Annotated in this window: 20 protein-coding genes; 9 read left to right on the plus strand and 11 right to left on the minus strand. The window is 67.3% G+C overall.

The genetic code is table 11. The features are described 5' to 3' along the window. Positions 1 to 151 precede the first annotated feature (151 nt). A complete protein-coding gene (locus AXZ95_RS13765) occupies positions 152 to 2,788 on the minus strand; it encodes a lamin tail domain-containing protein (RefSeq protein WP_018192226.1) in 2,637 nt (878 codons plus the stop codon). Between the two features lie 158 nt (positions 2,789 to 2,946). On the opposite strand from AXZ95_RS13765, the gene AXZ95_RS13770 reads away from it, so the two are divergent. From AXZ95_RS13770 to AXZ95_RS13780, 3 genes are all read left to right on the plus strand, one after another. Further along, positions 2,947 to 3,543, plus strand: coding sequence for a TMEM175 family protein (locus AXZ95_RS13770; protein WP_231371236.1), 597 nt, complete (start codon positions 2,947 to 2,949; stop codon positions 3,541 to 3,543). A gap of 532 nt (positions 3,544 to 4,075) precedes the next feature. Further along, the gene (locus tag AXZ95_RS13775; RefSeq protein ID WP_231374483.1) at positions 4,076 to 6,316 is read left to right on the plus strand and encodes a M57 family metalloprotease; all 2,241 of its coding nucleotides are present in this window, start codon (positions 4,076 to 4,078) and stop codon (positions 6,314 to 6,316) included. A 250-nt stretch (positions 6,317 to 6,566) separates the two neighbouring features. After that, positions 6,567 to 6,968, plus strand: coding sequence for a hypothetical protein (locus AXZ95_RS13780; RefSeq protein ID WP_231374481.1), 402 nt, complete (start codon positions 6,567 to 6,569; stop codon positions 6,966 to 6,968). A 248-nt stretch (positions 6,969 to 7,216) separates the two neighbouring features. On the opposite strand, the gene AXZ95_RS13785 is transcribed toward AXZ95_RS13780, so the two are convergent. Continuing rightward, positions 7,217 to 7,585, minus strand: a complete 369-nt coding sequence (locus AXZ95_RS13785) for a hypothetical protein (protein ID WP_231374479.1) — start codon at positions 7,583 to 7,585, stop codon at positions 7,217 to 7,219. 724 nt (positions 7,586 to 8,309) lie between these two features. Here AXZ95_RS13785 and AXZ95_RS13790 point away from each other — a divergent pair. Continuing rightward, positions 8,310 to 8,666 (plus strand): PASTA domain-containing protein, encoded by a 357-nt coding sequence (locus AXZ95_RS13790; protein WP_133638912.1) that lies wholly within the window; start codon positions 8,310 to 8,312, stop codon positions 8,664 to 8,666. Positions 8,667 to 8,704: 38 nt separating this feature from the next. On the opposite strand, the gene AXZ95_RS13795 is transcribed toward AXZ95_RS13790, so the two are convergent. The 6 genes from AXZ95_RS13795 to AXZ95_RS13820 form a co-directional block, all read right to left on the minus strand. After that, on the minus strand, positions 8,705 to 8,887 hold the full coding sequence (locus AXZ95_RS13795) for a hypothetical protein (protein WP_018192220.1): 183 nt from the start codon (positions 8,885 to 8,887) through the stop codon (positions 8,705 to 8,707). Between the two features lie 3 nt (positions 8,888 to 8,890). Beyond that, the gene (locus AXZ95_RS13800) at positions 8,891 to 9,169 is read right to left on the minus strand and encodes a hypothetical protein (protein ID WP_018192219.1); all 279 of its coding nucleotides are present in this window, start codon (positions 9,167 to 9,169) and stop codon (positions 8,891 to 8,893) included. Positions 9,170 to 9,343: 174 nt separating this feature from the next. Further along, entirely contained in the window at positions 9,344 to 10,561 is a 1,218-nt protein-coding gene (locus AXZ95_RS13805) for a hypothetical protein (RefSeq protein ID WP_133638914.1), read from the minus strand. A 665-nt stretch (positions 10,562 to 11,226) separates the two neighbouring features. Next, positions 11,227 to 11,499, minus strand: a complete 273-nt coding sequence (locus tag AXZ95_RS13810) for a hypothetical protein (RefSeq protein WP_133638916.1) — start codon at positions 11,497 to 11,499, stop codon at positions 11,227 to 11,229. Between the two features lie 536 nt (positions 11,500 to 12,035). Beyond that, positions 12,036 to 12,473 (minus strand): HTH domain-containing protein, encoded by a 438-nt coding sequence (locus tag AXZ95_RS13815; protein WP_018192217.1) that lies wholly within the window; start codon positions 12,471 to 12,473, stop codon positions 12,036 to 12,038. A 411-nt stretch (positions 12,474 to 12,884) separates the two neighbouring features. Beyond that, the gene (locus AXZ95_RS13820; protein ID WP_231374477.1) at positions 12,885 to 13,886 is read right to left on the minus strand and encodes a RelA/SpoT domain-containing protein; all 1,002 of its coding nucleotides are present in this window, start codon (positions 13,884 to 13,886) and stop codon (positions 12,885 to 12,887) included. Between the two features lie 453 nt (positions 13,887 to 14,339). Here AXZ95_RS13820 and AXZ95_RS13825 point away from each other — a divergent pair, with 453 nt between their 5' ends. Next, the gene (locus tag AXZ95_RS13825; protein ID WP_018192215.1) at positions 14,340 to 16,082 is read left to right on the plus strand and encodes an MFS transporter; all 1,743 of its coding nucleotides are present in this window, start codon (positions 14,340 to 14,342) and stop codon (positions 16,080 to 16,082) included. Continuing rightward, positions 16,066 to 16,542 (plus strand): MarR family transcriptional regulator, encoded by a 477-nt coding sequence (locus tag AXZ95_RS13830; RefSeq protein WP_018192214.1) that lies wholly within the window; start codon positions 16,066 to 16,068, stop codon positions 16,540 to 16,542. The genes AXZ95_RS13825 and AXZ95_RS13830 overlap by 17 nt, the downstream gene beginning before the upstream one ends. Positions 16,543 to 16,627: 85 nt before the next feature. Here AXZ95_RS13830 and AXZ95_RS13835 read toward each other — a convergent pair whose 3' ends face one another. Both AXZ95_RS13835 and AXZ95_RS13840 read right to left on the minus strand, forming a co-directional pair. Continuing rightward, on the minus strand, positions 16,628 to 17,491 hold the full coding sequence (locus AXZ95_RS13835) for an EamA family transporter (protein WP_018192213.1): 864 nt from the start codon (positions 17,489 to 17,491) through the stop codon (positions 16,628 to 16,630). Then, the gene (locus tag AXZ95_RS13840) at positions 17,491 to 18,054 is read right to left on the minus strand and encodes a dihydrofolate reductase family protein (protein WP_026307295.1); all 564 of its coding nucleotides are present in this window, start codon (positions 18,052 to 18,054) and stop codon (positions 17,491 to 17,493) included. Before AXZ95_RS13840 ends, AXZ95_RS13835 begins: the two co-directional genes overlap by 1 nt. 98 nt (positions 18,055 to 18,152) lie before the next feature. Between AXZ95_RS13840 and recQ the strand changes: the two genes are divergently transcribed. The 3 genes from recQ to AXZ95_RS13855 all read left to right on the plus strand — a co-directional run bounded on the left by recQ (position 18,153) and on the right by AXZ95_RS13855 (position 23,102). Next, on the plus strand, positions 18,153 to 20,147 hold the full coding sequence (gene recQ, locus AXZ95_RS13845) for a DNA helicase RecQ (protein ID WP_018192211.1): 1,995 nt from the start codon (positions 18,153 to 18,155) through the stop codon (positions 20,145 to 20,147). A gap of 133 nt (positions 20,148 to 20,280) precedes the next feature. Next, positions 20,281 to 20,772, plus strand: a complete 492-nt coding sequence (locus tag AXZ95_RS13850) for a DapH/DapD/GlmU-related protein (RefSeq protein WP_231374476.1) — start codon at positions 20,281 to 20,283, stop codon at positions 20,770 to 20,772. A 224-nt stretch (positions 20,773 to 20,996) separates the two neighbouring features. Beyond that, positions 20,997 to 23,102 (plus strand): acyl-CoA dehydrogenase, encoded by a 2,106-nt coding sequence (locus tag AXZ95_RS13855; RefSeq protein ID WP_018192209.1) that lies wholly within the window; start codon positions 20,997 to 20,999, stop codon positions 23,100 to 23,102. A 91-nt stretch (positions 23,103 to 23,193) separates the two neighbouring features. On the opposite strand, the gene AXZ95_RS13860 is transcribed toward AXZ95_RS13855, so the two are convergent. Next, positions 23,194 to 24,183 (minus strand): malate dehydrogenase, encoded by a 990-nt coding sequence (locus tag AXZ95_RS13860; RefSeq protein WP_196802443.1) that lies wholly within the window; start codon positions 24,181 to 24,183, stop codon positions 23,194 to 23,196. Between the last annotated feature and the right edge of the window lie 23 nt (positions 24,184 to 24,206).

Raw genomic sequence — 24,206 nt, forward strand, 5'->3', positions numbered from 1 at the left:
GATCCATCTGTCAACGAGGCGTCTTCCCTGAAGCCGGCGCACTGCCGGCTCGGGAACCATAGCAGCGCAACCTGGGCGCGGTGCTCGTCGTGACAGCCGCCGGGGGAGAGCGCGGCCGGGCCGGCCCTCCCCCGGGGCTATCTCTCCCCGCTCACTCCCCGGTCGTGTGCGTCCGAGCGCGTCGGCGGAGCAGGACCAGCAGACCGCCGCCGATCAGCAGCGCCAGGGCGATCAGCCCGGCTGCCGAGCTCACATTGGACCCGGTCGAGGCGAGGGCGGCCGGATCGCCGCCCGACACCGTGGCGCCGGCGGCCGTCACATTGAAGGCCGCCGAGGCGACGACCGTCCCGCCGATCGACGCGGTCACGGTGTGCGCACCCGCGGGAACCGTCGGCACCGAGAAGGTGAAGGTCAGCGTCCCGTCAGATGCCGCGGTCGCCGTGCCGAGGGTGACCGGTGTGGAGTTGAACACGAACGTGACCTGCGTGCCCGGCGCGAAGTGCGTGCCGGTGACCGTGATGCGGTCGCCGACGGCGCCCGAACCGGCGGACAGGCTGACCGCCGCCACCGGGTCCGTCGCCGGGCCGGAGACGCCCTGGCCGCCGAGCTGCAGGTCGCACGCGATGCGTCCGCTGTAGAGGGCGTGGCCCTCCGTCGGGCTGCCCGGGCCGGTGCCGTACACGCCGTCGTCCGACCACAGGGCCTCGCGCGTCCCTCCGGTGCAGGTCGACGCCGGGGCGAGAGCGAAGCCCTCCAGGTTGTCGTTCGGCAGACCGGCGGGGCGGCTGTAGACGACCTGCGGGACGATCGTTCCCGTCCCGTCGACCTTCAGCACGGTGGAGGAGACGCCGCAGGTGTTGTCGCAGAGCGCCCAGATGCGCTGGGTGGCAGCGTCGAACTGCACGTCCATCACGTGGCCCATCTTCGTGTCCACGACCGCGACCCGGTGGAAAGTGTGGTCGCTGTTGAGCGCGTAGGCGTACAGCTTTCCGTCGTTCTCCAATGCGGCGAAGTAGAGGCCGGTGCCGTGCAGCGGGTAGTCGGCGGGCTTGTACGTCGTGCCGGTCGACTGGTCGACGAAGCCGTTGCCGGTCAGGTAGTTGTCCGGCACGAAGGTCACGCCCTCGAAGCCCAGGTTCGCCTCCGTCTTGTTCCCGGCGTGCAGCTCCGGGAACTCCGCGGTCAGGTTCCACTGGTCGGTGGCGACCAGAGACGTGGCCGACGAGGTCGGGTCGATGCGGAGGATGGAGTTGAGCGGGATGGTGTTGGCGGCGTTGTTGCGCTCGGTCGTCACGTAGAGCGCGCCGTCCGGTCCGACCGTGAGCCCCTCGGAGTCCGGCTGGTTCGTCGCGGTGTCGCTGTTGCCCGGGAAGAAGATCTGCTTGCCCGCGCCCCAGCCGTTGGCGGTGTCGGCCACCCAGAGGCCGTTCTCCTTCACCATGCGGAACACCCAGCCCTTGTTCTTGACGCTGTAAAGCACGTTCGCGTTGGTCGGGTCGAAGACCAGGCCGCTGACGTCACGGCCCTCCGGACCGGTCGTGGTCTCCCACGCGCACAGCGAGTCGGCGACTGAGACGGTGGCGCTTCCCGGCCAGGCGACCGGAGTGCCCGCGCCGGCGGGGAGGGTGCCCGTGCCGGACGGCGCCTCCGGCTGGCAGGTCAGCGAGTTGCCGCCGCCGTTGCCGCCGTCGGCGGGGTTGGTGAGCACGTTCTGGCACGCGGTGGCGTTGGAAGCGCCGAAGCTCTTGGTCGCCACCGAAGCGAAGGATCCCGTGCCGTCGGGGCAGCGCGCGTAGGCGCCCGCTCCGAACTCGTTGCCCTCGTCGGTGCCGGCTTCGCCTGCCGTGTAGTCGACGGAGTCGACCAGGGTGCCGGCGGTGCCTCCGGCGCCGTCCGGCAGGTAGAGCTTGACGCCGTCCCCGCCGCTGCTCAGGCCCTTGGTGGAGGAGAAGTACGCGTAGCCGTGGGCGGGCACGACCGTCGTCGGGGTCCCGTCGGCGAGGCTGGCCGAGAAGGTCGTTGCAGCCGTCGCTGCCCCGCTGTCGATCTGAAGCCAGCCGGTGATGTCCACATCCACCGACCCGCTATTGAAGAGCTCGATCGCGTCCCCGACCGGGGTGGCGGTGTTGTCGGACGACACCTCGTTGATGTGGATGCTCTTCCACGCGGGCTGCGCCGGGGCGAACCGGCTCTTTCCCGGTGAACCGATGTCACCGCTGGCCGACGCCCACGAGCCCTCCGCGTCGCCGACGGCGGAGAGCTGCCACTGCGAGGCGTCGTTGGCCCCAAGCGCCGCGGCCGTAGTGGGCACGCCCGACTTCCCCTGCGTGCGCGGGCCCTTCACCGTGCCGGTGCCCTGGTCGTTGTAGGTGAGCCGGTCGACGAGGTTCGCGACCGCATCCGGGCCGTCGAAGAGGTTGATCTCGTCGGCGCGGCCGAGGCCGGTCGTGTTGCCGGCGAGTACTTTCACGTCGGCGCCGAGCGACCATTCGGTCCGGAAGGCGGCATCCGTCGACTCGGTGATGATGGCGGATTCGCCGGACGCCAGCGTCCCGAGCCCGTCCAGCGGGACCGTGCCGGGCGTCTGGCTGTCGTCGTCGAAGGACCAGCCGGTGAGGCTGACCGGCGTCGTGCCGAGGTTGGTGAGCTCGATGAACTCGCCGCCGGTGGTGCCGGGGCTGTACATCCACTCGGTGATCCGCACGTCGGGCGTTGCCGCGGCCTGCGCCGCGGTGGGAAGGGCGAGCGCCAGTGTGCCGGCGGTCGCGGTGGCGGCGAGGACCGCCACGGTTCGGGTTCTGAGAAGTCGCACAGGGACGGAAGCTACCCACGTCGGCGGTATACGGAGGAAAGGGGAGGTGAACGGAGGACTCGTCGTCGTTGAACGGACCGTGTCCGCCCGGCTAAGGTATGCCCACCTCGAACGGCGACGACCAGGAGGCAGCGATGACCAAGGTGCGACTGGAAGCGTTCACCGACGGGGTCCTCGCGGTGGCCATCACCCTCCTGGTCCTGGACCTTCACCTCGAGCCGGGCAACGGCGAGAGTCTCCTGGATCAGGTCCTCGCGTCCGGGCCGTCATTCGCCGCCTACGTCGTGAGCTTCTTCGTCATCGGCGTGATCTGGGTCAACCACCATTCGATCTTCCGTCTCGCGACCACGGTCGACCGCGTGCTGCTGTTCTGGAACCTCATCCTCCTGATGTTCGTGTCGGCCGTCCCCTTCACCACCGCGACGCTCGCGGGCGCCATCGCCGAGGGCAGCGCCGCGGACACCCGGGTCGCCGCCGTGCTGTACGGCGGGGTCGCGACCGGCTTCGCGATCGCCTTCACCCTGGTCTACGGGCGTATCACGCTCGTCCTCGTCCGGACGGGATCGATGGATGCGGGGACGCGGCGGAGCGCACTCCTCCGGTTCGGCGCGGGGACGCTGTTCTACCCGCTGCTGACCGTGATCGGCATCGTCTACGCGCCGGCCATGCTCGTCGGATTCGCTGCGCTGAGCGTGTACTACCTGTTCAACCAGACGGGCGCGAAGGAGTGACGGCGCTGGTGCTCCCGCCCGCGTGACGCGGACATTGCGCGTATCGACGCGCTGGCGGAGGACTTGGTCGCCGGACACCGGAAGTTGCACGCAAACTCCACCCCCGACTTCAGCCGTCGTGGTTCGGCGCATATATGCACTCCGTCGTCATTCTGCTCGTGAGCTGACGTCGTAGTCAGTGACGAGTGCATGTGCTCGTCGCGGTCGTCGACGGTCTCTTCCGGTGCTGCCGGGTGAGAGACGTGGTTGACGCGTTCATGGGCGAACGAGGGACGTGGTTGTGGTGCGAGGGTGGAAATGGCGCCGGTTGATCGGCGTGTTGACGGCGGCGGTGGCTGCGGCGGCGGTGCTCGTACCTCTCGGAGGAGACGTGGAACCGGCTGCGGCGTGGGCTCGCTCCGGGTATGCGTGCCGCACGTACCCCACGACGGCGACGTTGTACATCAAGTATCCGCCCACGGTGCCGGCTACCTACCGGGCGTCGCTGAGGAAGGCTGCGGAGGCGTGGTCCGCCTGGCGGTACGTCACGGGGGTGACCATCACGTTCGGCGATCTGGCGGACCCCACCCCGGCGGGGGCGCGGGTGGTCGGTGTGGCCTCGATGCCGAACATTCCGGGTCAACCCCGGGCGCAAGCGGTCGCAGCGACGTACTGCGACTTCCACTCCGGTCAGCCTGCTGGTGGGAATATCAGCATCGCCACGAACTACATGGGTTCGTATTCGGAGACGCTGCGGCAGCACATCTTCACCCATGAGATCGGGCACATCCTCGGCCTGAACCACAACACCGATCAGCTTGCGTGTGGAACGGTGATGGAGCCGACGTCCAGTGAGGGCTCGATCTGTGGAGACAACAAAGCGCCCTACATAGACGACGTGGCTGGTGTGCTGGCGCTGTGGCGGCCCAACGCGACGCCCGGCTTTCCGGCCGGGTCGCGGATCACCTTCAACAGGGACCCCAGCTGGCATCTTGAGTCGTCCACTGCCCGGTGGTCCGGATGGGCCAACGGGGTGACCTTCACCACCGGGTTGTCTGACGGCTACTGGGATTGGACCTACGTGAAGGACAATGCGAACGACGGGTGGGGCTGGCTGGTCAACTCCGCGTCGGGGTTATGCCTCACCAGGAACGCGGGCGCCGACCAGCCGCACATGGGGTGGTGCTCCGGCGACGGGGCCCGCTGGGCCGTGTGGCAGGGTGCGAACGGCATGAAGCTGCTCGGCAAGGGGACGAGAACCTGCCTGGGGATCATGCTCGGACAGAACCTGTTCCGTCGCAACTGGGGCGATTCGATGCCCTGTTCGGACTACCGCTCGGATCTCCAGATCGTGAAGATGACGACAGCACGGACAAAGCGGTCACTCCCGGATGCCGAAACCACGGGCGGCGCGGTCATCGGCGCAGGCTCGGGTCGATGCCTGACAGCTCAGGGCGGACCGTACACACCTGGGACGGACGTGACGATCTCCAGCTGTGCTGGTGCTGCCGCGCAGAAGTGGCGGTTCGACCCTGTGGAGAACGGGTATCGGATCAGTGTCTTCAACACGACGGCGGACTTCGAGGACGAGGAGCAGGCGCAATCCGATGGGGAGGACCCGGCGATGTGCCTGTCCGGGTCGGGGGAGTCGGTCGGTACCGCCGCGTGCCAGCGAACGTCGGCCATGACCTGGACGGTCGCCGCTGACGGCACGCTGCGCAATCAGGGTTCGGGAACCTGCCTGAACGTTCGAGGCGCAGCAACCGGTGACGGCTCCCGGCTGATGCTCTATCCCTGCTCGACGGCGTCCAACATGGTCTGGAGCTCCCCCGAGTCGCTGACCAGCGGGCCGGTATCGCTGGCGCCGGTGTCCTCCGCCGGCGGCGTGCTCTCGACAACGCCGGCTGCGACCGGCGATGCCGACCAGCGGATCCGGACGGTGCTGAAGAAGGATGCCGGATCGAACACCGCACGATTCCAGTACGAGCAGGTCGGAAACACCGGGGGAGGCCTCATCCGAAACGCGGACACGGGCACGTGTCTGCGGTGGAAGGGCAACGGAGCGCAGGCCGTCCTGGATCACGCATGCGACGGGAGCGACTCGTCATATCGGTGGGGACCGACGACGGTGGGGGCGGGAGTCTGGAAGCTGCAGAGCCAATACACCGGCGAATGTCTGGACCTGTTCGGGGCGACCGACGCCGAGAACAACACGATCGGAACCTACGCGTGCAATGGCGCGTCCAACCAGACCTGGAGGGCGATACCGAACAACCCCGTCTGGCCCGCCGGAACCGACACGACCGATCCCCCCAACATCGCCGTCTTCGGCACCGCCACCCAGTCCTCCACTCGCGACGCGATCGACTCGCCGGCCGACAAGGCCAACGACGGTGACATGGGGAACACCTCTGTCGCCCGCACCATCAACGATGCCTATCCGTGGTGGCAACTGGATTTCGGGCAGACCACACAGATCGATACCGTCACGGTCCACCTGCCGACAGACGGCTCCCACTGGCTCAGATCGACCGACTTCTGGGTGATAGCGTCCAACGACCCGATCCCCGACGGCAACCCATCAAGCCTCAGCGGGGGGGAGCATCAAGACCGTGCACATCTTCCGCCCCTGGGAACCCGTGACCGCCGTCCAGCTGAACGGCAACTACCGCTACGTCAGAATCGCAAACGACTGGGCATACCCGCTCTCTCTCGCGGAGGTCACGATCACCCCGCATCGCGAAACGTGAATCGGGCCCGCGGACGCAGTAATTTGCAGCCGTGGCCGCCCTGAATGGTGTGAGGCGTGCCTACGACCAGCGCCGGGCACTCAGCTTCGTCGATTCTCGGAGAAGCGAGACGGTGAGCGTCATAAGCTGCGCGGAAGAACGGCCATTGGAGCTATGAAGGATGTCAGAGCACCGCTGAGCGCCGATGAAGCCCACCTAGACTAGCTCTAACTGAAATAAGATATATTGATTGTGGTCAAACTTGGCAGGGCAAGTTAGGTCGAGATTGGAAGCTCGGTGCGAATGCTCCGGACCGTGACTTCGAAGACCGACCGCAGTAGCCCGCGAGGTGCCGCCTGGACGGTGTGGGCCGCGCTTGCGTGTCTCGCCGTCGCCGGGATCGCGTATCTCATCAATAGCGTCATCGCGGATGTGCTTCCCTCGGACCAGAAAATAGGCGCCGATGTGGTTGCCGTAGTGCTCACAATTATCTTCGCCCTCGGCCCGCTTGCTTTCGGAGTGCCGACGCTTGCCGGACACGTGTGGCCGAGGTGGGTGGTTCTCGGCTACGCGCTCTTCGCGGTAGCCCTTGTGGTGACCGCGTTTTCGCTCACTGGCCACACTGTGCCACTGATAGACATTTACGCAGCAGGCCTGATCGCGGCCTTTGTGCTGATGTGCATTCGGCCGAGGCGCACCCGACTTTCCCCGAGCTAGCCTCGCAGCAAACCTCTACGGAGCTTGCGGAGATCCACGGCCCGCAGCGGATCGGCTACTGCGCGTGGCTACGCACGCCGCTCTGCAAGACCGCGCCGCCGGCCGCTACCGCGTGCGTCCCGGACGAACTCGGTACGCCGCTTCCCCACCTCAGCGCCCAAGCCCACGCCGCGGCCGAGGATGCGCTCGTGCACTAGATCACGCGGGCCGCTTGGACGCCACGAAGCCTTCACATTCGATATCGCGGTTCAAGACGTCCAGGCCAACCAAAACGTGAAGATGCCGACGCAGACCGACGCCGCGGAGATGATCGCGCCTGCAACGGCGAACCGCCGCGCTCCGCGATTCCGTTCGGCGATTCCGAAGAGGGAGACAACCACGCCGACGAGGCCGAAGAGCACGCCGAGCGCTCCGAGGAGAAGGGCTGCGGCAAACGCGACACACGCGAGGACGAACCCGGTCAGACCGACGCTGTTGCTCGGTGCCTGCGGGATGGTGTGCGCCAACGGCGCGCGTTTATTCGTCCATGACGTGCCGTCGCACCAACGAACGCGACCCCTGCCGTCGGCATGCCAGCCGGACGGGATCGGCGGTGCCGAAGGTGGCTTGTCGCTCATAGCTGAATACTAGGAGACTGTGTCGGGGACGCCAGGAAATCCGGTTCGGTGCCGTCTGTCTCACTTTAGGGACATGGCGCACAGCGCACGGCGACAGCACGAGGAAACCGCACAGTCATCGCACCATCCAAGCAGACCGCTTCATGTTTCGGATAACGCCCGTAAGCCGATCCCGAATCGAACTAATCGCTTCAGTCGAAACCATCGCGGCGTCCTTCCGCGGCCCTTCGGAGTTCGCCTATCGATCCGGTCGGAGTTGGCTCACCCGGTTGCCTTAGTACAAGACCAGTCGCGTGGTCGCGCCACTCGGCCTGGGGTGCCATTGTGGGCACCGTCGTGTAGCCGGCTCGCACCTCTCGGCGCCTAGTGGCCGGAAGGAGCACAATACTTACGCAGAATGAGGCGATAGAGGCGAAGAGGACAAGCCAGAACGCGATCGACCAGCCGCCACTTGTTGGGCTCAGATCCGCTCCTGCGAAGGACACCAGAGCACCCAACATTGCCAGACCGACGGTTGCAACAATTGATGTGAGCGCGAGCACCCACCAAAACCAGGCGGTTGGTCTGATCGGCACGCTGGCTCGTGTCACCTGATGGGCCACTCGCACAGCCTAGTGACCCTCCAGGTAAAGGTCGCAGACGACGAGAGCCTGCCCTCGTGTCGCCGTAACGGATACTCTTCCGCACGTATCGGCGGTGTTGCGGTCGGCGTACTCTCTGTCTCGTGGTCGACCTTTTCGCTGACCGGGTGACCGTACCGGATGTCGTTGGGCTGCCGTTCCACGTCGGTCGCGATGTGGCTTCTGCTGCAGGCGTGACGCTCGCGAACACGGACCCGGACGGACCGCCCATCGGCGCGCTGGCGTGGCCTGGGCTCTTCTACATCACCTCACAGAATCCCGCCGCGGGTGCTGCGGTGTCTCGCTGGGGATCCGTCACGGTGGAGATCGTCGCGCACGGCGAGGCGGACTCCAACGCGGCAGTGGTTCGACCGGAAACGCCACCGTCGAATGTCGCTCACGCCGTTGCTGAGCGTGACACCTTCATCGACCTCACTGAGCCGGACGACTCCGCCGTCTGACGGTCAACACGGGGTTAGCTGCGCACACCATTGGCTGATCAGGAGCGTTGCCGAGATCGAGTCCGCACGAGTGTGACAACGACGCCGACCACGATGAACGCGCCGAGAATGGCCAGCGGCAACCACGGCGGGGTCGGCGAGGTGAGGGCCACCGTGTCGTTGCACTCTTGACCGCTGGGCGGCGCAGTCGCGCAGGATGCCCACACCAGCTGCTGCAGCATCAGTCAGTCATCTCGATCTGGTCGCGCAAATGCTGAACGGCGCCCGAACACCCAGCCGAGGACGCCGACCAGGAGCAGCAGCCCGACGATTGCGAGTCCAGCGCCGACTGCCCGGTCAGTGGTGAGGGGGTACATCCCGGTAAAGGAGAACGACTCATCCGACAGCGGCGCGTAAGCAGTCCAGCCGAAGGACGCCGGCGCAAAGAGCAGCATCCCGCCTCCGACCAGCACCAAGACGGCAGCTGCCCCCAGCAGCACCCACACCCAGATTCGTCGCAGCATGCGCTCACACTATCGAGCCGACCTACCCCACGACGCTGTCCGCTACCGCCCGCTAAACGATCCGCTTACGTGCTGGATAGCCTCGCTCGAATACAATCAAATAAGGGTCCTGCTCTCGAGGAGCAGGACCCTTATGGTGTGAGGACGACGCGCCGAGGCCGTCGGGCTCGGATGCTACAGGCTGCCCGAGGAGCTGATCGGCTGCCTTGCGCAGGCCACCTCGACCAGGCAGTTGAAGTTCAGCGCCTGGAGCTGGTAGACGGTCTGCCATCCGGTGTTGCTGTGCTTGATATACACCTCGTGGTCCGGCGCTCCACGGTGGCTGCCAGAGAGGGACCAAGAGCCCGACTGGTAGACGGACGCGGTGAAGTCCGCCCTGATCGAGCCGGCGAAGCAGAACGGGTTGCGGATGTCGAAATACGCGTCCCACATGCGATATCCCTCGGCCCCCATTCCGCCGCCGACAAGATAATTCGGTGCAGCCGTATCTTGGGCGATCAGGTTGCCGTTGAGGTCGTAGACGTGCGTGGTTCCGACCCAAGTGTTGTCGTGATCGGGGGTTGAGCCGTACCACTCGATGACACGATCCCAGCGCGTACGGAACGCGTCCGACGTCGCGGAGAAACCGCGGTTGTCGCCGGCGTAGACGTGATTCGGCCAGGTATAGGTGCACCCGCCCAGCGGTGAGCTGACGTTTGGCTGACGGATGAACGTGGTGTACCGGAGTGTGGTGGTCGCATTGGAGACGACCTGAGTGGTGAAGTTGGTCGCCGCAGCCTGCATCGACGACAGCGACTCTCCTGTCGGTACGCGCACGCTGAGTCCCCACTCGGCGCCCGTCCTCGGGAGGCCCTCACCGGACTCAACGGCAGCCCGATCCGCGTCTGTCCATTCGGATTCGGGCACCGGCATGGTGGTCGATACCTCGTAGACCGGCTCGCTGCCAGCCGTGACGGCGCCGTCGTGGAAGTACGGCTCCGCCACGGTCGCCACGGCAACGCCATCGCGTTTTACCGTGTAGGGTGCGTCGACGGCCACATCCGCCCACGACAGATCCACGCCCTTGGGCGTCGCCGCCCAGAACCACTTGTGCGACTGTTTCTGGATGGTCATTCCGACCTCATCGCTGAGGGCGAGGGTGCCTCGCTTGGACCGCAGCACTGCCGCGTGTGAACCCGTCGCGGCCTTGGCGCGCGCAACGGAGACGTGCTCAAGCTCACCGCCGTCGAGAGTCTGGAGGCCCGGCTCGCTGACGTCCACCAGGAACTCGCCCGCTACTGGTTCCGTTTCAGCCGCCGCGCCTGGGAGAGCTGCCGAGAGGGTGAGGGCAACGGCCGCAGAAGCGGCAATAAGCAACGCAGCTGAGCGCCTTAGTGGTTTCTGTGAGTTCATACATGGAACCTATACAGAACGGTCTGTACGCCACAAGAACCGATCCACAAAATACCGCCGGTCAGTGGACCGGGTGGGATTGGCGGTCAGCGCCTCGCACTGCGACAGCCGCGAGGCTGGCAGCGAGAGCCGCAACCGGCATTGCGATGTACGAATAGATCGGCCACGGCGCAAACAGCAAATCGCCTACGACGCCGGCAATAAGAACGAGCACGGCTGATCCCACCGCTCCAGCTGCCGGACGACCTCGCGCATGGCCCGCCGCAGTCCAGGCGAGCACGCCCAGTGTGGCTCCAACCGCGGCCACAGCCGCCACCCCAGCGCAGACTGTCGCCCACCCAACGACGAACCACAGGGCGCTCTCAGTAGTCTGGCGCTGCAGCCAGTCTGGGTTACCAACGAGCAGGAAGAACCCGCCGAAGAGCAGACCAATCACAGCTCCGGCCGGGATAGACAAGACTGCAGCCAGCCCGAAGCGCCGAATCAACCGTCGGCGTTCCTCAGCGCCCGCCGGCAGCGCCTGCCACCGTCTCGCCGCGCTCCTCATCTGTATCGCCTCCCCGACTCCAGTATGCCGGGCATCGCCTGATACGCGTCAACTCCCTGAACTCCGCCGCGAGAGGGTTTTGAGCACCTTCACTGTGTCGCGTGACCCGCGCGCCTCTTCAGCGCCCAAACCTTCCAGTCGTGCGTTTGGATTCCCGCCGTTCCAGTTGGTGCAGCTCCGCCCGCGAGTGACCAACTGCCGTCATGGCTTCCTTGATACGCGCGAGTGAGAGGCCTTGGGCGGCGGCGCGCTCTAGCAGCCCCGGCATCATCTCGTCGGTTTGCCCGTTTCGATCCCACCCGTTGTTACCGATGAAGTGCGGTGTTTCGAGGAGGTCGTACTGATCCTTGGTGAAACCGATCCAAGAGAGGCTAGCGGGCGAATGTGTCATGTATCCATTCTTTGCCCTGAGGTTCGATAGCCCATCTTGCTACGCGCGGTGTTCGTCCGTCGGCTCGGTAGTTCTGTGCTGCTTTCCAGGGAGTCTGCGATTCGTTCGGCCGCTGTGGCTATACGTCGGAGGTGCGCCAGCAAGCTGATTCCGGCCCCGGCTGTTCGTTAGGGATCGTTTACCAGGCGTTGCTTATCGATGTCGCCGTACTGCCGTATCCCCAACGGCATGTCGCAATTTGCCCACGCGTACTGGCATGAGCGGGTGTCACTGAGGAGGGAGTTGTTGCCGTCCATCACAACGCCTCTGCGCGTTTGACGATCCCTCTAACGGGAGGAGTGTGTGATGGCCCAACCACCGCCGACACGCATATGGCCGTGCTGATGGACGCCGCAAGGGCCGTTCGCGCCGGCCGACGCGATGTCCCCGGAGAACCAGTGCGGCAAGGGTGATCCGTTGCCCTACAAGCAGCCCCCGGAAGGGTTGTTCCCGGACGACCGAGCATAACGAGGGCCGCAGCGGAAGCGGTTCGGCGGCTACTTCGCTGTGGCGTTCAACACAGCGTGAAAGAGGTAGTACAGGCGCATGGCCATCGCGAACTTGGTTTCCCACGACACCGAATCGGGATCATCGAAGAACGCTTCCAGGTCCTCCACCTTGATTCGGGTGAGGCGTGCAATGTTCTCGTTAGTCAGCTCGAACTGTGTCGTCAGCGTCTCGACGATCGCACGGAGGCGCTCATAGTCGCCGATCTCTGCCTCCCACGTCAGCTGCCCGGCAAGCGTGGAGACGCGCAGAATCTCATCCTCTGAGAATTCGTTTACGGCTGCAGAAAGACCCGGCTCCAGCTCCAAGAGCCTTTTTAGGCGTGCGGGTGCAATACCGGTGATTGCCGCGAGGGCTTGCATAGAGATGCTTCCCTCCGCAATGAGCCGTCCCAACTCGTCCCCGACGTTCAATCCCTGCACTGTCATGGCAGTTACCCTCGCGATCTTTAGAGCAATGTGGTTCCTCGGATGCAGGGCCGACGCTACCCGAGCGCCGCCCCTGCATCGACAGCTCGCGCCCGAAAGCCGATCGGCTTGCGGACGCTCCACGGATCTTTCGAAGCGGACATATCGGCGGCCGCCGGCCGCGCCATACTGTCCTTGTGGGCGAACGAGGCGAGAAATTCCTGGATTGGGCGGCCAAGCCACTAGGCCCGAATGGTGGCAAGGATCTGCGGGTTTCTGGAACGCCGTCCCGCACTCGGATGAGACAGAGAACCCAGAGGACAAGGATTGGTCGCAGAGCGAGCCTGATCCGAAAGCCCCGTAGCCGTCTGTTTCCGCTCGCGGTCTCGTCTCTAGACGCAGGTGCGCAAGCCGATCCTCGTGCGGGCGGGTCTAAAGACGCTCGCGTAGGAACTGCGTGAAGGCGGTGCTGTTCGCGTAGTAGTTGGGATACGCGGATTCGAGTTGCCCGATCTGGGAAACGTTCACGAGAACGGCGTCAAGGTTTTCGTCGTCGCGCGCCTCGAGCTCGGCGAGGCGTCGCTCAGCGTCGGCTATCCGCTCGTGGACTGTGACCGTCAGTTCTTGCTCCCGCCGTTTCAATTCGAGAGTCAGTGCGGACCGACGGTTGCTGTGCGCATGTTGGCTGACGATCGCGTTATAACCCTCAAGTCGAGAGATCGCTCCGACACTCGACTCCAGAGACCGCAGCTCCGTTTTGAGACTCGTGAGGGAATCGCTGGCGCCAGGTACCAACGTCGTCTTCTCCTCAAGCGCCATCAGCGAACTTGCAACTACAAAGAAGCGCTCAAGATCCGCGTCGGCGCGGCCATACTTCAGTCCGCTGTTTGAGAAAAGATCCATGGTCTCGACTGCGGTCGCCCATGCGTGCTGCAGCGCCGTGCGTACCTGGAGCTCGACGCGAAGGCCATGAAACTCCTCCTGCGACGCCTGATACTCGTAAACCAGGTGCACACCGCGGTACCCCGAACTCTTCGGCCCAGGATTCTCTCTGATGTAGTCGTAGTACCGAACAATCTGATTCTGGGTCCGCTTCGAACTTCGCAGGGCGCTAACAAGCTCCTCTACCTCAGCCACAGTCTCGAAGATGACACGGCATCCCCCAAGATCTTGCATCGTGGTGACGTTCATGTCTGGGTACCGTTCGTGCTTGTCCATGATCGTTGGAAGGCGCTTCAACCTGCGCGCAACGATCGCGTCGTTGGAGACGGCCAGTGCTCGGGCGCGTGCGTTGACGGTCACCGCGAGCAGTGGGTAGCCGTGAGCGCTTCGGAAGTTGCCGACAATCTCACGGGCCTCTTCGAGCTCTGCGGGCGTACCCAGACGATTGCCAATTCGCTCGCCCGCGCGCCGGACTGCCTTCTTTGAATGCATCGGCGTTATGCGAGCCATGCTCATTATGTTCGCACACGCGCGCCCGTTAGCCGGTCGACAAACGGGACACCCGTGCCGGCCTCACCCTAACGCGCCGGATCGCGTACTTCGAAGAGCAGGGCGATTCCCGTAAGACCCGCCCGCAAAATATTCCCGGTGGGGGTACCTCAAGCGCTCCAGTTCGGACCATGCTGTGCCTCTCCACCAATGCTCGAGATATCAGTTCGCGGGCAATGTCTCTGCAGCCGCTCGGCGTCGATGACGGGAATGTCCACGGACGCGGAAATCTCCATGGGACGGGTTGAGTGCCAACTCAAGTTGGTGCTGTCCTGACTGATTCGCGAACTGTCGACGCCCAGGCGACCAGCACGGTCGCGGCAACGCGGTTATATAGTTGACGCATATAAACAACCGAACTCCCACGTACTCGCGCGCACTCTGACAAGGACACCCGTGGCCCGCACCGGCATCTTCACCAAAGACCACCCGCACTACCGCTGGGTGGCACTCTCGAACACCACCCTCGGCATGCTCATGGCGACGATCAACTCGTCGATCGTCATCATCTCGCTGCCCGCCATCTTCACCGGCGTCAAGCTCAACCCGCTCGAGCCGGGCAACGTCTCCTACCTGCTGTGGATGCTGATGGGCTACATGCTCGTCACCGCCGTGCTCGTCGTCATGTTCGGGCGGATGGGCGACCAGTTCGGGCGTGTGCGTATCTACAACCTCGGGTTCGTCATCTTCACGCTCGCCGCGATCGCGCTCTGCCTCGACCCGTTCAGCGGGGGCCCTGGCGCGATGTGGCTGATCGTCTGGCGGTTCGTCCAGGGCGTCGGCGGCGCGATGCTGTTCGCCAACTCGACCGCGATCCTCACCGACGCCTTCCCGGCCAACAAGCGCGGGTTCGCCCTCGGCCTCAACCAGGTCGCGGCCATCGCCGGAAGCTTCATCGGCCTCATCCTCGGCGGCGTGCTCGCCGAGATCGACTGGCGTGCGGTCTTCTTCGTCTCGGTGCCGTTCGGCGTGATCGGCACCATCTGGTCCATCAAGTCGCTGCACGAGGTCGGTCAGAAGAACCCCGGCCGCATCGACTGGCTCGGCAACGCCACGTTCGGCATCGGGCTCATCGCCCTCCTCACCGGCATCACCTACGGCATCCAGCCCTACGGCGACTCCAGCCAGGGATGGGGCAACCCGTGGGTGCTCGGATCGATCATCGGCGGCATCGTGCTGCTCGCGCTGTTCGTCGTCATCGAGCTGAAGGTGCCCGCGCCGATGTTCGACATGAGGCTGTTCCGCATCCGCGCCTTCTCTTCGGGCATCTTCGCCGGATTCCTCGCCGCCATCGGGCGCGGCGGCCTGCAGTTCATGCTGATCATCTGGTTGCAGGGCATCTGGCTGCCGCTGCACGGCTACAGCTACGAGTCGACGCCGCTCTGGGCGGGCATCTACATGCTCCCGATCACGATCGGCTTCCTCATCGCCGGACCGATCTCCGGTGCGCTCTCCGACCGGTTCGGGTCGCGCGCGTTCGCGACGGTCGGCCTGCTCCTGGTGGCGGCGACCTTCGTGGGCCTGCTGCTCATCCCCGTGAACTTCGAGTACTGGCAGTTCGCGGTGCTCACCGGTCTCAACGGCATCGGCTCCGGCCTGTTCTCGTCGCCCAACCGCACGGCGATCATGAACAGCGTCCCGGCGAACGAACGCGGCGCCGCATCCGGGATGGCCGGTGTCGCGCTCAACGCCGGGAGCTCGCTGTCGATCGGCATCTTCTTCTCGCTGATGATCGCGGGGCTGTCGGTCGCGCTGCCGTCGGCCCTCACCAACGGGTTGACCTCGCACGGCGTGCCATCGCACATCGCGGCGCAGGTCGGGAACACCCCGCCCGTGGGCAGCCTGTTCGCCGCCTTCCTCGGCTACAACCCCATCCAGAGCCTGCTCGGACCGACCGGGATCCTCACCGCGCCGCACGTCGACGGCGCCACCCTGACGGGCAAGGAGTTCTTCCCGCAGCTGATCTCCGGGCCCTTCCACGACGGTCTGGTGGTCGTCTTCATCGCTGCCGCCGTCATGAGCGTCATCGGCGCCGTCGCCTCCTTCCTGGGCGGAGCCAAGTATGTTCATGAGGAGGCCGTCGCACCCCAGCGGCAGGCCACCGAGGAAGGCGAGGAAGTCGGTGCCCACCGCGCATGAAGCTGACGAGCGGCCGGCGGCCGGACGCGACGACGATGTCCCCGGCCGCCTGGCCCTGGCCGCTGGGCGGCTGAACCGCCGCATCCGCTCATCCACCGGAGGGCTCAGCCATGGGCAGCTCTCCGCCCTGTCGACCATCGTCCGCAACGGACCGCTGCGCCCGAGCGAGCTGGCAGCCATCGAGGTGGCGGCGGCGCCCACGATCACCCGCATCGTCGCCGAGCTCGAAGCGCGCGGCCTGGTGGAGCGCACGCCGGACCCGCAGGATCGCCGCTCCCTGTTCGTCTCCGGCACCGACGCGGGAACGGCGCTGCTGCTCGAAGCGCGGTCGGACCGCGCCCGGGCCGTCGCCGACATCCTCGCCGAGCTCACCCCCGAGCAGGTGGACGCCATCCGCGCCGCCCTCCCCGCCCTCGAACGCGCCGCGCAGGTCACGCCGCCCACGCCTCCCGCGTCCTGACATCCCGTGAGGTGCACGTAGATGCGCGCGACACGCCGGCCGCGGCCGCAACGACGTGCACCTCGGAGCCTGGTCGAGGGGCGGGTCAGGTGAGGGAGAGGAGCGCTGCGGCGGCGACGGCCAGCACGAGGCCGACCCACTGGACGGGCGCGACCCGCTCGCGCAGCACGATGGCGGCCAGCAGGATGGTGCCCGCCGGGTAGAGCGCCACGAGCACCGACATGGTGGTCAGTTCGCCGAGCCGTAAGCCGAGCAGGATGAGGACGTTGGCCGAGACGTCGAGTGCGCCTCCCGCCGCGGCGATGCCGGTTCCGCGCGGTTCGAGGTGAGGCGGATGCCCGTCCACCCGGCGTCGCGCGCGGAGCACGAGGACTCCGACGAGCGTCCACATCACGGCTCCGTTCACCGCGCGGTTGGCGATCAGCGGCACGACCCCCGAATCCTCTGGCGTCTGGTCGAGCAGGATGAGGAAGACGCCGATCATCGCGCCGGCCCCGACCGCCATCAGCAGCGCGCGGGCGGTCGGCCGCACGGCGCCCTTCTCCGGGACGAAGCCGACAAGGACCACCGCGACCAGCGCCATCCCGATCGCGACATAGCCGACGGCCCCGAATCGGTCGCCGCCGAGGAGCCCCCACGCCATCGGCACGACGGCCGACATCAGGGCGGTCAGCGGCGACAGGATGCTCATCGGCCCGATCGCGAGGCACGCATAGAGCAGACCGACGGCGACCGAGCCCGCCAATCCGGACAGCGCGCCCCAGCCGAGAGCGGCCGCCGACCACTCCCCGCCGACGAACGGCAGGGCGAGCAGGAGCAGCAGGAGGCCGCTCACGGCGCCGACGGCGGTCGTGCGTACCGGGCCGATGCGCCGGGCGGCCACGCCGCCGAGGAAGTCGGCGGAACCGTAGACGACGGCGCTCAGCAGCCCGAGGACTGCGGCCGGCATCAGCTCCCGGCCAGCCGGTACGTGTGGAGGACCGCCCCGGACTCGAAGCGGCGCAGCTCGGTGAGCTCGAACGTCCACTTCTCGCGATCGTCGGGGAAGATCCGGATGCCGCCGCCCACCATCAGCGGATAGACGAGCAACCGCAGCTCGTCGACGAGGCCCCAGACGAGCAGGGAGCGCACGAGGGATGCGCTGCCGGCGACGAGCAGAGGGCCGCCGTCGCCGTCCTTCAGCGACTGGACGGATGCGCGGACGGGCGCCTCGAGGGCGGTCGCGTTCCAGGCCAGCTCGGCCGGCCGCGAGGTGGCGACGGCTTTGGGCATGCCGTTCATCTTGTCGGCGAACTCGCCGTCGCGCGGGGGCCACGCCTCCGCGAACTGCTCGTACGTGCGTCGGCCGAGGAGCAGGGATTCGGCCTCCAGCACCTCCTGCAGCTTGAACGCGCGCAGGTCGTCGGAGCTGAACGGGATCGTCCATCCCGAATGGCGGTGGGTGGGCTCGCCGCCGGGAGCCTCGACCACTCCGTCGAGCGTCATGAACTCGGTCACGATGAGCCGCCGCATGTCCGCGATGGTACCGGAGGCCGGCCTGTGGATGCGGAAGTTCTCCACAGATCGGCACAGCCCGGCCGATCGTCGGCGGCCCCGGATACGATCGAGGGATGAGCTTCACCGACGGCTGGATCCCCGACGACAGGGATGCCCCTCCCCTCGACGAGGAGCCGCCGATGCCCGAGTTCGGCGACCCGTACGCGGGTGCGCCGTGGCCGGGGGAGGAGCCTGCCGGGGGTGGCGCCGCCTCGGGTGTTGCGGTGCGCACCGCACCCGTCGTCCGCTCCACGCCGCCGCGGTTCGCGTCCGCCGCCGAGGCCTTGCGCACGGTGTTCGGGTACGAGGAGTTCCGCGGGCAGCAGCAGGCGATCATCGAGCGCGTAGCGGCCGGCGGCGACGCCGTCGTGCTGATGCCGACCGGTGGCGGCAAGAGCCTCTGCTACCAGATCCCGTCGCTGCTGCGCGAGGGCACCGGCGTGGTGGTCTCCCCGCTCATCGCCCTGATGCAGGATCAGGTGGATGCGCTCACCGCGGTCGGCGTGCGCGCGGCCTTCCTCAACTCGACGCAGGATGCCGCGGCGCGATCCGCGGTCGAGCGCGCGTACCTGTCGGGTGAGCTCGACGTGCTCTACGTCGCGCCGGAGCGGCTGTCGTCGGAGTCGACCAAGCGGTTCCTCGAGCGCGGCAGCATCGCGCTGTTCGCCATCGACGAGGCTCACTGCGTGTCCCAGTGGGGGCACGACTTCCGCCCGGACTACCTTGAGCTCTCCGAGCTCGCCGACCGCTGGCCGGACGTCCCGCGCATCGCCCTGACCGCGACGGCGACGGAGGCGACGCACAAAGAGCTCACATCCCGCCTGAAGCTGGAGGGCGCCGAGCACTTCGTCTCCGATTTCGACCGGCCCAACATCCAGTACCGCATCGTGCCGAAGGTCGAGCCGCGCAAGCAGCTGCTCGACTTCATCACCAGCGAGCACCCCGGCGACGCGGGCATCGTCTACGCCCTGTCGCGGGCGTCCGTCGAGAAGACGGCGGAGTTCTTGTCGTCGCACGGGCTCACGGCGCTGCCGTATCACGCCGGGCTCGAGGCGTCCCGTCGCGCGCAGACGCAGTCGCGGTTCCTGCGCGAAGAGGGCGTGATCGTCGTCGCCACCATCGCCTTCGGCATGGGGATCGACAAGCCGGATGTGCGGTTCGTCGCCCACATCGACCTGCCCAAGTCGGTCGAGGGCTACTACCAGGAGACCGGTCGTGCCGGGCGCGACGGCCTCACCTCGACGGCGTGGCTCGCCTACGGCCTGCAAGACGTCGTGCAGCAGCGCCGCATGATCGACGACTCCCCGGGCGACCTTGCACACCGGAGGAGGATGACGCAGCACCTGGATGCGATGCTCGCCCTCTGCGAGACCGTCCAGTGCCGCCGCATCGACCTGCTCGGCTACTTCGGGCAACCGTCCGGCCCGTGCGGCAACTGCGACACCTGCCTGACGCCGCCGGAGAGCTGGGACGGCACGGTGCCGGCGCAGAAGCTGCTCTCGACCGTCGTGCGCCTGCAGCGCGAGCGCAACCAGCGTTTCGGCGCCGGCCACCTGATCGACATCCTCCGCGGCAAGCGCACCCCGCGCGTGGAGCAGTACGGGCACGACCGGCTATCGACGTGGGCGATCGGCGACGACCTCTCCGAAAGCCAGTGGCGCGGTGTCATCCGCCAGCTGATCGCCAAGGAGCTGCTGAAGCCCGAGGGCGAGTACGGAGTGCTCACCATCACGCCGGCGAGCGCCGAGGTGCTTGCCGGCACGCGCCCGGTGGTGCTGCGCCGGGAGCCGGACCGTCCCGAGCGCGCGCCGCGCGCATCCCGCAGCACGGCGTCCGCCGACCTCGCCGCCGCCGACCAGCCGCTGTTCGAGGCGCTCCGCAGCTGGCGCGCCGGCCAGGCCCGCGAGCAGGGCGTCCCCGCGTACATCGTCTTCGGCGACGCCACCCTGCGCGCTGTCGCGTCCGCGCGTCCAGCCTCCCTCTCCGACCTCGACGGGATCACCGGCATCGGAGCCAAGAAGCGCGAGGCCTACGGCGAGGCCCTCCTCGCCGTCGTCGCCTCCGCCTGACCGACCCCTTTGCGGCCGGCGAAAGGCGGGGTATCGTCCGTCGTTCCGGGCGGCCATCAGGGAATCTTTTCCTGCCCGCCTGCGTTATGACATTGAACGATTACTGCGGCGATCTCGGAGGAGGAAGTAGTAGATGGCACGAATGATCGAAGAGCTCGAGGACGAGACCGGCGCCGTCATCAAGTACAAGCGTCACGTGAACGGCCGAGGCCTGGTCTCGCCGTCCGCGCGGGTGGCCGAGTCGGCCTACATCGAGCCGACCGCCTACGTGGAGGCCGACGCGCGCGTCGGCATGGAGGCGTACGTCGGAGCCGGCAGCTGGATCGACAAGGGCGCGACGGTGGGCGACCGCACCTTCGTGGGCGCCAACGTCCACATCGGCGCGGGCTGCATCGTCGGCAGCGGAGTGAAGATCGGCAGCGGAGCGAAGCTCGGCGAGAACGCGATGGTCGGCAACGGTGCGCGCATCGAGCGCGACACCCAAGTGGCGGCCGGTTCCGTCATCGAACTAAAGGGTGCGGCCGCCGCGCGGGCGGCGCTCACCACGCCGCTCCGGTCGCCGCGTCCGCAGCAGCGCGACCTGCGCTCCGTGCGTGCGCCGCGCACCCCGCGACGCGCGGCCTGACCCGCGAGCTCTCAGAAGACGCCGCCCCGGTTGCCCGGGGCGGCGTTTTCGCGCTCTCGGCCCCTTGTGCGGGGTGTCACGCCGCAGGGGGTCCGATTTGGAGGTTTCCACAATCGGGCGGAGGGGCGTCGGACACGCGGTTTGTAGGCGGCGCACGGTCGTTTTCCGGTTGCGCTCGACCGGTCGTAGCGTGGCGGAATCCACGATTTTCGTTAGGAGAGGTCATGGTCGACACTGCCGAACGCGTCCCCAGCGCGACCCCCGCATCCCCCGCCACGCCCGCCGCCGCGAAGGCGCCCGCTCCGGCCACCGCACCCGGCGTCACGCCGCGCGTCGATGTCGAAGCGCTCGGCCGTCAGCTGCTGGGCGACTGGGCGGAGGCCCGTCTGGCGTCGCGCGAGCTGGCCAAGCGCCCGGAGATGCAGAAGCAGGAAGGCCTCTCGGTCGCCGACCACCGCACGCGCGTGTTCGGTCAGCTGAAGCTCCTGGTCGAGAACGGACAGGTACACCGCGCCTTCCCGAAGTCGCTGGGCGGCAGCGAGGACAACGGCGGCAACATCGCCGCCTTCGAGGAGCTCGTCGCGGCCGACCCGTCTCTCCAGATCAAGTCCGGCGTGCAGTGGGGGCTGTTCGGCGCGGCCGTCCTACACCTCGGCACCGAGTCGCACCACCAGAAGTACCTGCCGGCGATCATGTCGCTGGAGGTTCCCGGCGCCTTCGCGATGACCGAGACCGGCCACGGCTCCGACGTCGCCAGCATCGCGACCACCGCGACGTACGACCCGGAGACGCAGGAGTTCGTCATCGACACCCCGTTCCGTGGCGCCTGGAAGGACTACCTGGGCAACGCGGCGGTGGATGCGACGGCGGCCGTCGTGTTCGCCCAGCTGATCACGAAGGACGTGAACCACGGCGTCCACGCCTTCTACGTGCCGATCCGCGACGCGAACGGCGACTTCCTCCCGGGCATCGGCGGCGAGGACGACGGCCAGAAGGGCGGCCTGAACGGTATCGACAACGGCCGCCTGCACTTCAGCGGCGTCCGCATCCCGCGCACCGACCTGCTCAACAAGTACGGGGATGTGGCCGAGGACGGCACGTACACCTCGCCCATCCAGAGCCCCGGCCGTCGCTTCTTCACCATGCTCGGAACGCTGGTGCAGGGACGCGTCTCGCTCGACGGGTCCGCGACGATCGGCGCCAAGATCGGCCTGAAGATCGCGCTGACGTACGCCGACCAGCGCCGCCAGTTCACCGCGGGGAGCGACACCGACGAGGAGGTGCTGCTCGACTACCAGCGGCACCAGCGCCGGCTGCTCCCGCTGCTCGCCACCACGTACGCGGCGAGCTTCGCCCACGAGGTCTTCCTGCACAAGTTCGACGACGTCTTCAGCGGGAAGGCCGACTCCGACACCGATCGGCAGGACCTCGAGACGATGGCGGCGGCGCTCAAGCCGCTGAGCACGTGGCACGCGCTCGACACGCTGCAGGAGGCCCGCGAGGCGTGCGGCGGCTCCGGCTTCCTCACCGAGAACCGGCTGACCTCGCTCCGCCAGGACCTCGACATCTGGGTGACCTTCGAGGGCGACAACAACGTCCTGCTGCAGCTCGTCGCGAAGCGTCTGCTGACTGACTACAGCCGCAAGTTCGCGAAGGCGGATGCGGGAGCGCTCGCCCGCTACGTCGTCACGCAGGCCGCGGGGAAGGCGTACCACGGCTCGGGTCTGCGGACGGTCGCCCAGACGGTCCGCGACTTCGGCTCGACGGCGCGGTCGGTCAACTGGCTGCAGGAGCCCGCCACCCAGCGCGAGCTGCTGACCGGTCGCGTGGAGACCATGATCGCGCAGATCGCCGGGCGGCTGCGCCCCGCGTCCAAGCTGGGCAAGAAGGCCGCGGCCGAGCTCTTCAACTCGCAGCAGAACGAGCTCATCGAGGCGGCTCGCGCGCACGGCGAGCTGCTGCAGTGGGAGGCGTTCACGGATGCGCTGGAGCAGGCTCCCGACGCGGGCACGAAGCAGGTGCTCACCTGGCTGCGCGATCTGTTCGGCTTCGGTCTGATCGAGAAGCACCTCGCCTGGTACCTGATGAACGGACGCCTCTCGCCCCAGCGGGCGCAGGCGGTCTCGGCGTACATCGACCGGCTGCTCACGCGCATCCGTCCGCACGCCGTCGACCTGGTGGATGCGTTCGGCTACGGCCCGGAGCTGGTGCGCGCGAAGATCGCGTCCGGCGCCGAGGCGGAGCGTCAGGCGGAGGCTCGCGCCTACTACGCCGAGCGCCGCGCCGCGGGCACCCTCCCCACCCCCGAGAAGTCGCAGAAGAAGCGCTGACCCCTCTCGAGATTTGCGCCAAATCTCCGGTATGAGCCCGTCATAACCGCGATTTGGCGCAAATCTCGCAGATGGAGCGGCGAGACCGGGGTCAGAGGAGGCCGAGGGCGGTGACGGCGTCGCGCTCGGCGACGAGCTCGGCGACGGAGGCGTCGATCCGCTCGCGCGAGAACGCGTCGACCGCGAGGTCGGGCACGATCCGCCACTCCCCGTCGACCGACCGCACCGGGAAGGACGACACCAGCCCCTCGGGCACCCCGTAGGAGCCGTCGGAGACGATGGCAGCGCTGGTCCAGCGGTCTCCGGTGCCGTTGACCCAGTCGTGGATGTGGTCGATCGCCGCGCTCGCGGCCGACGCCGCCGATGACGAACCGCGCACGTCGATGATCTCGGCGCCGCGCTTGGCGACCCGGGGGATGTACTCGTCGGTGAGCCAGCGCTCGTCGACGAGCTCGGTGGCTGGCCGGCCGTCGACGGTCGCGTGCGTGACGTCCGGGTACTGGCTGGCCGAGTGGTTGCCCCACACGATCACGCCGTCGATCGAGCGGACGGGCACGTGCAGGTGCCGCGCGAGTTGCGCGACGGCACGGTTGTGGTCGAGCCGCGTCATCGCGGTGAAGCGCTCCGCCGGCACATCGGGAGCGTGCGCGCTCGCGATGAGCGCGTTGGTGTTGGCCGGGTTGCCCACGACGAGCACGCGAACATCGTCCGCCGCCCCGGCGTTGATCGCCTCGCCCTGCGGGCCGAAGATGGCTCCGTTGGCTTCGAGCAGGTCGCTGCGCTCCATCCCCGGCCCCCGCGGGCGCGCGCCGACGAGCAGCGCGACGTTCACGCCGTCGAAGGCCGCGCGCGCGTCGTCGGTCACGTCGATGCCGTGCAGCAGCGGGTAGGCGCCGTCCTCCAGTTCGAGTGCGGTGCCCTCGGCGGCCCGCAGACCTGCCGGGATCTCGAGCAGCCGCAGCTGCACGGGCGTCTCCCGCCCGAGGAGCTGCCCGGAGGCGATGCGGAACAGCAGGGCGTAGCCGATCTGCCCGCCCGCCCCGGTCACGGTCACGTTCACTGGGGGTGTGGATGCGCTCACGCTGCCGAGCCTAGACCGCGGCC

Origin of the sequence: Leifsonia sp. 115AMFTsu3.1, assembly GCF_004362795.1 — a bacterium.
Lineage (GTDB): Bacteria > Actinomycetota > Actinomycetes > Actinomycetales > Microbacteriaceae > Leifsonia.

What these genes read in the sequence shown, in the direction of transcription:
- AXZ95_RS13770 (WP_231371236.1), top strand. Translation starts at nt 2,947, where the DNA reads ATGACCAAGGTGCGACTGGAAGCGTTCACCGACGGGGTCCTCGCGGTG.
- AXZ95_RS13785 (WP_231374479.1), bottom strand. Translation starts at nt 7,585, where the DNA reads ATGAGCGACAAGCCACCTTCGGCACCGCCGATCCCGTCCGGCTGGCAT.
- AXZ95_RS13795 (WP_018192220.1), bottom strand. Translation starts at nt 8,887, where the DNA reads ATGCTGCAGCAGCTGGTGTGGGCATCCTGCGCGACTGCGCCGCCCAGC.
- AXZ95_RS13800 (WP_018192219.1), bottom strand. Translation starts at nt 9,169, where the DNA reads ATGCTGCGACGAATCTGGGTGTGGGTGCTGCTGGGGGCAGCTGCCGTC.
- AXZ95_RS13805 (WP_133638914.1), bottom strand. Translation starts at nt 10,561, where the DNA reads ATGAACTCACAGAAACCACTAAGGCGCTCAGCTGCGTTGCTTATTGCC.
- AXZ95_RS13810 (WP_133638916.1), bottom strand. Translation starts at nt 11,499, where the DNA reads ATGACACATTCGCCCGCTAGCCTCTCTTGGATCGGTTTCACCAAGGAT.
- AXZ95_RS13815 (WP_018192217.1), bottom strand. Translation starts at nt 12,473, where the DNA reads ATGACAGTGCAGGGATTGAACGTCGGGGACGAGTTGGGACGGCTCATT.
- AXZ95_RS13820 (WP_231374477.1), bottom strand. Translation starts at nt 13,886, where the DNA reads ATGCATTCAAAGAAGGCAGTCCGGCGCGCGGGCGAGCGAATTGGCAAT.
- AXZ95_RS13835 (WP_018192213.1), bottom strand. Translation starts at nt 17,491, where the DNA reads ATGCCGGCCGCAGTCCTCGGGCTGCTGAGCGCCGTCGTCTACGGTTCC.
- AXZ95_RS13840 (WP_026307295.1), bottom strand. Translation starts at nt 18,054, where the DNA reads ATGCGGCGGCTCATCGTGACCGAGTTCATGACGCTCGACGGAGTGGTC.
- recQ (WP_018192211.1), top strand. Translation starts at nt 18,153, where the DNA reads ATGAGCTTCACCGACGGCTGGATCCCCGACGACAGGGATGCCCCTCCC.
- AXZ95_RS13850 (WP_231374476.1), top strand. Translation starts at nt 20,281, where the DNA reads ATGGCACGAATGATCGAAGAGCTCGAGGACGAGACCGGCGCCGTCATC.
- AXZ95_RS13855 (WP_018192209.1), top strand. Translation starts at nt 20,997, where the DNA reads ATGGTCGACACTGCCGAACGCGTCCCCAGCGCGACCCCCGCATCCCCC.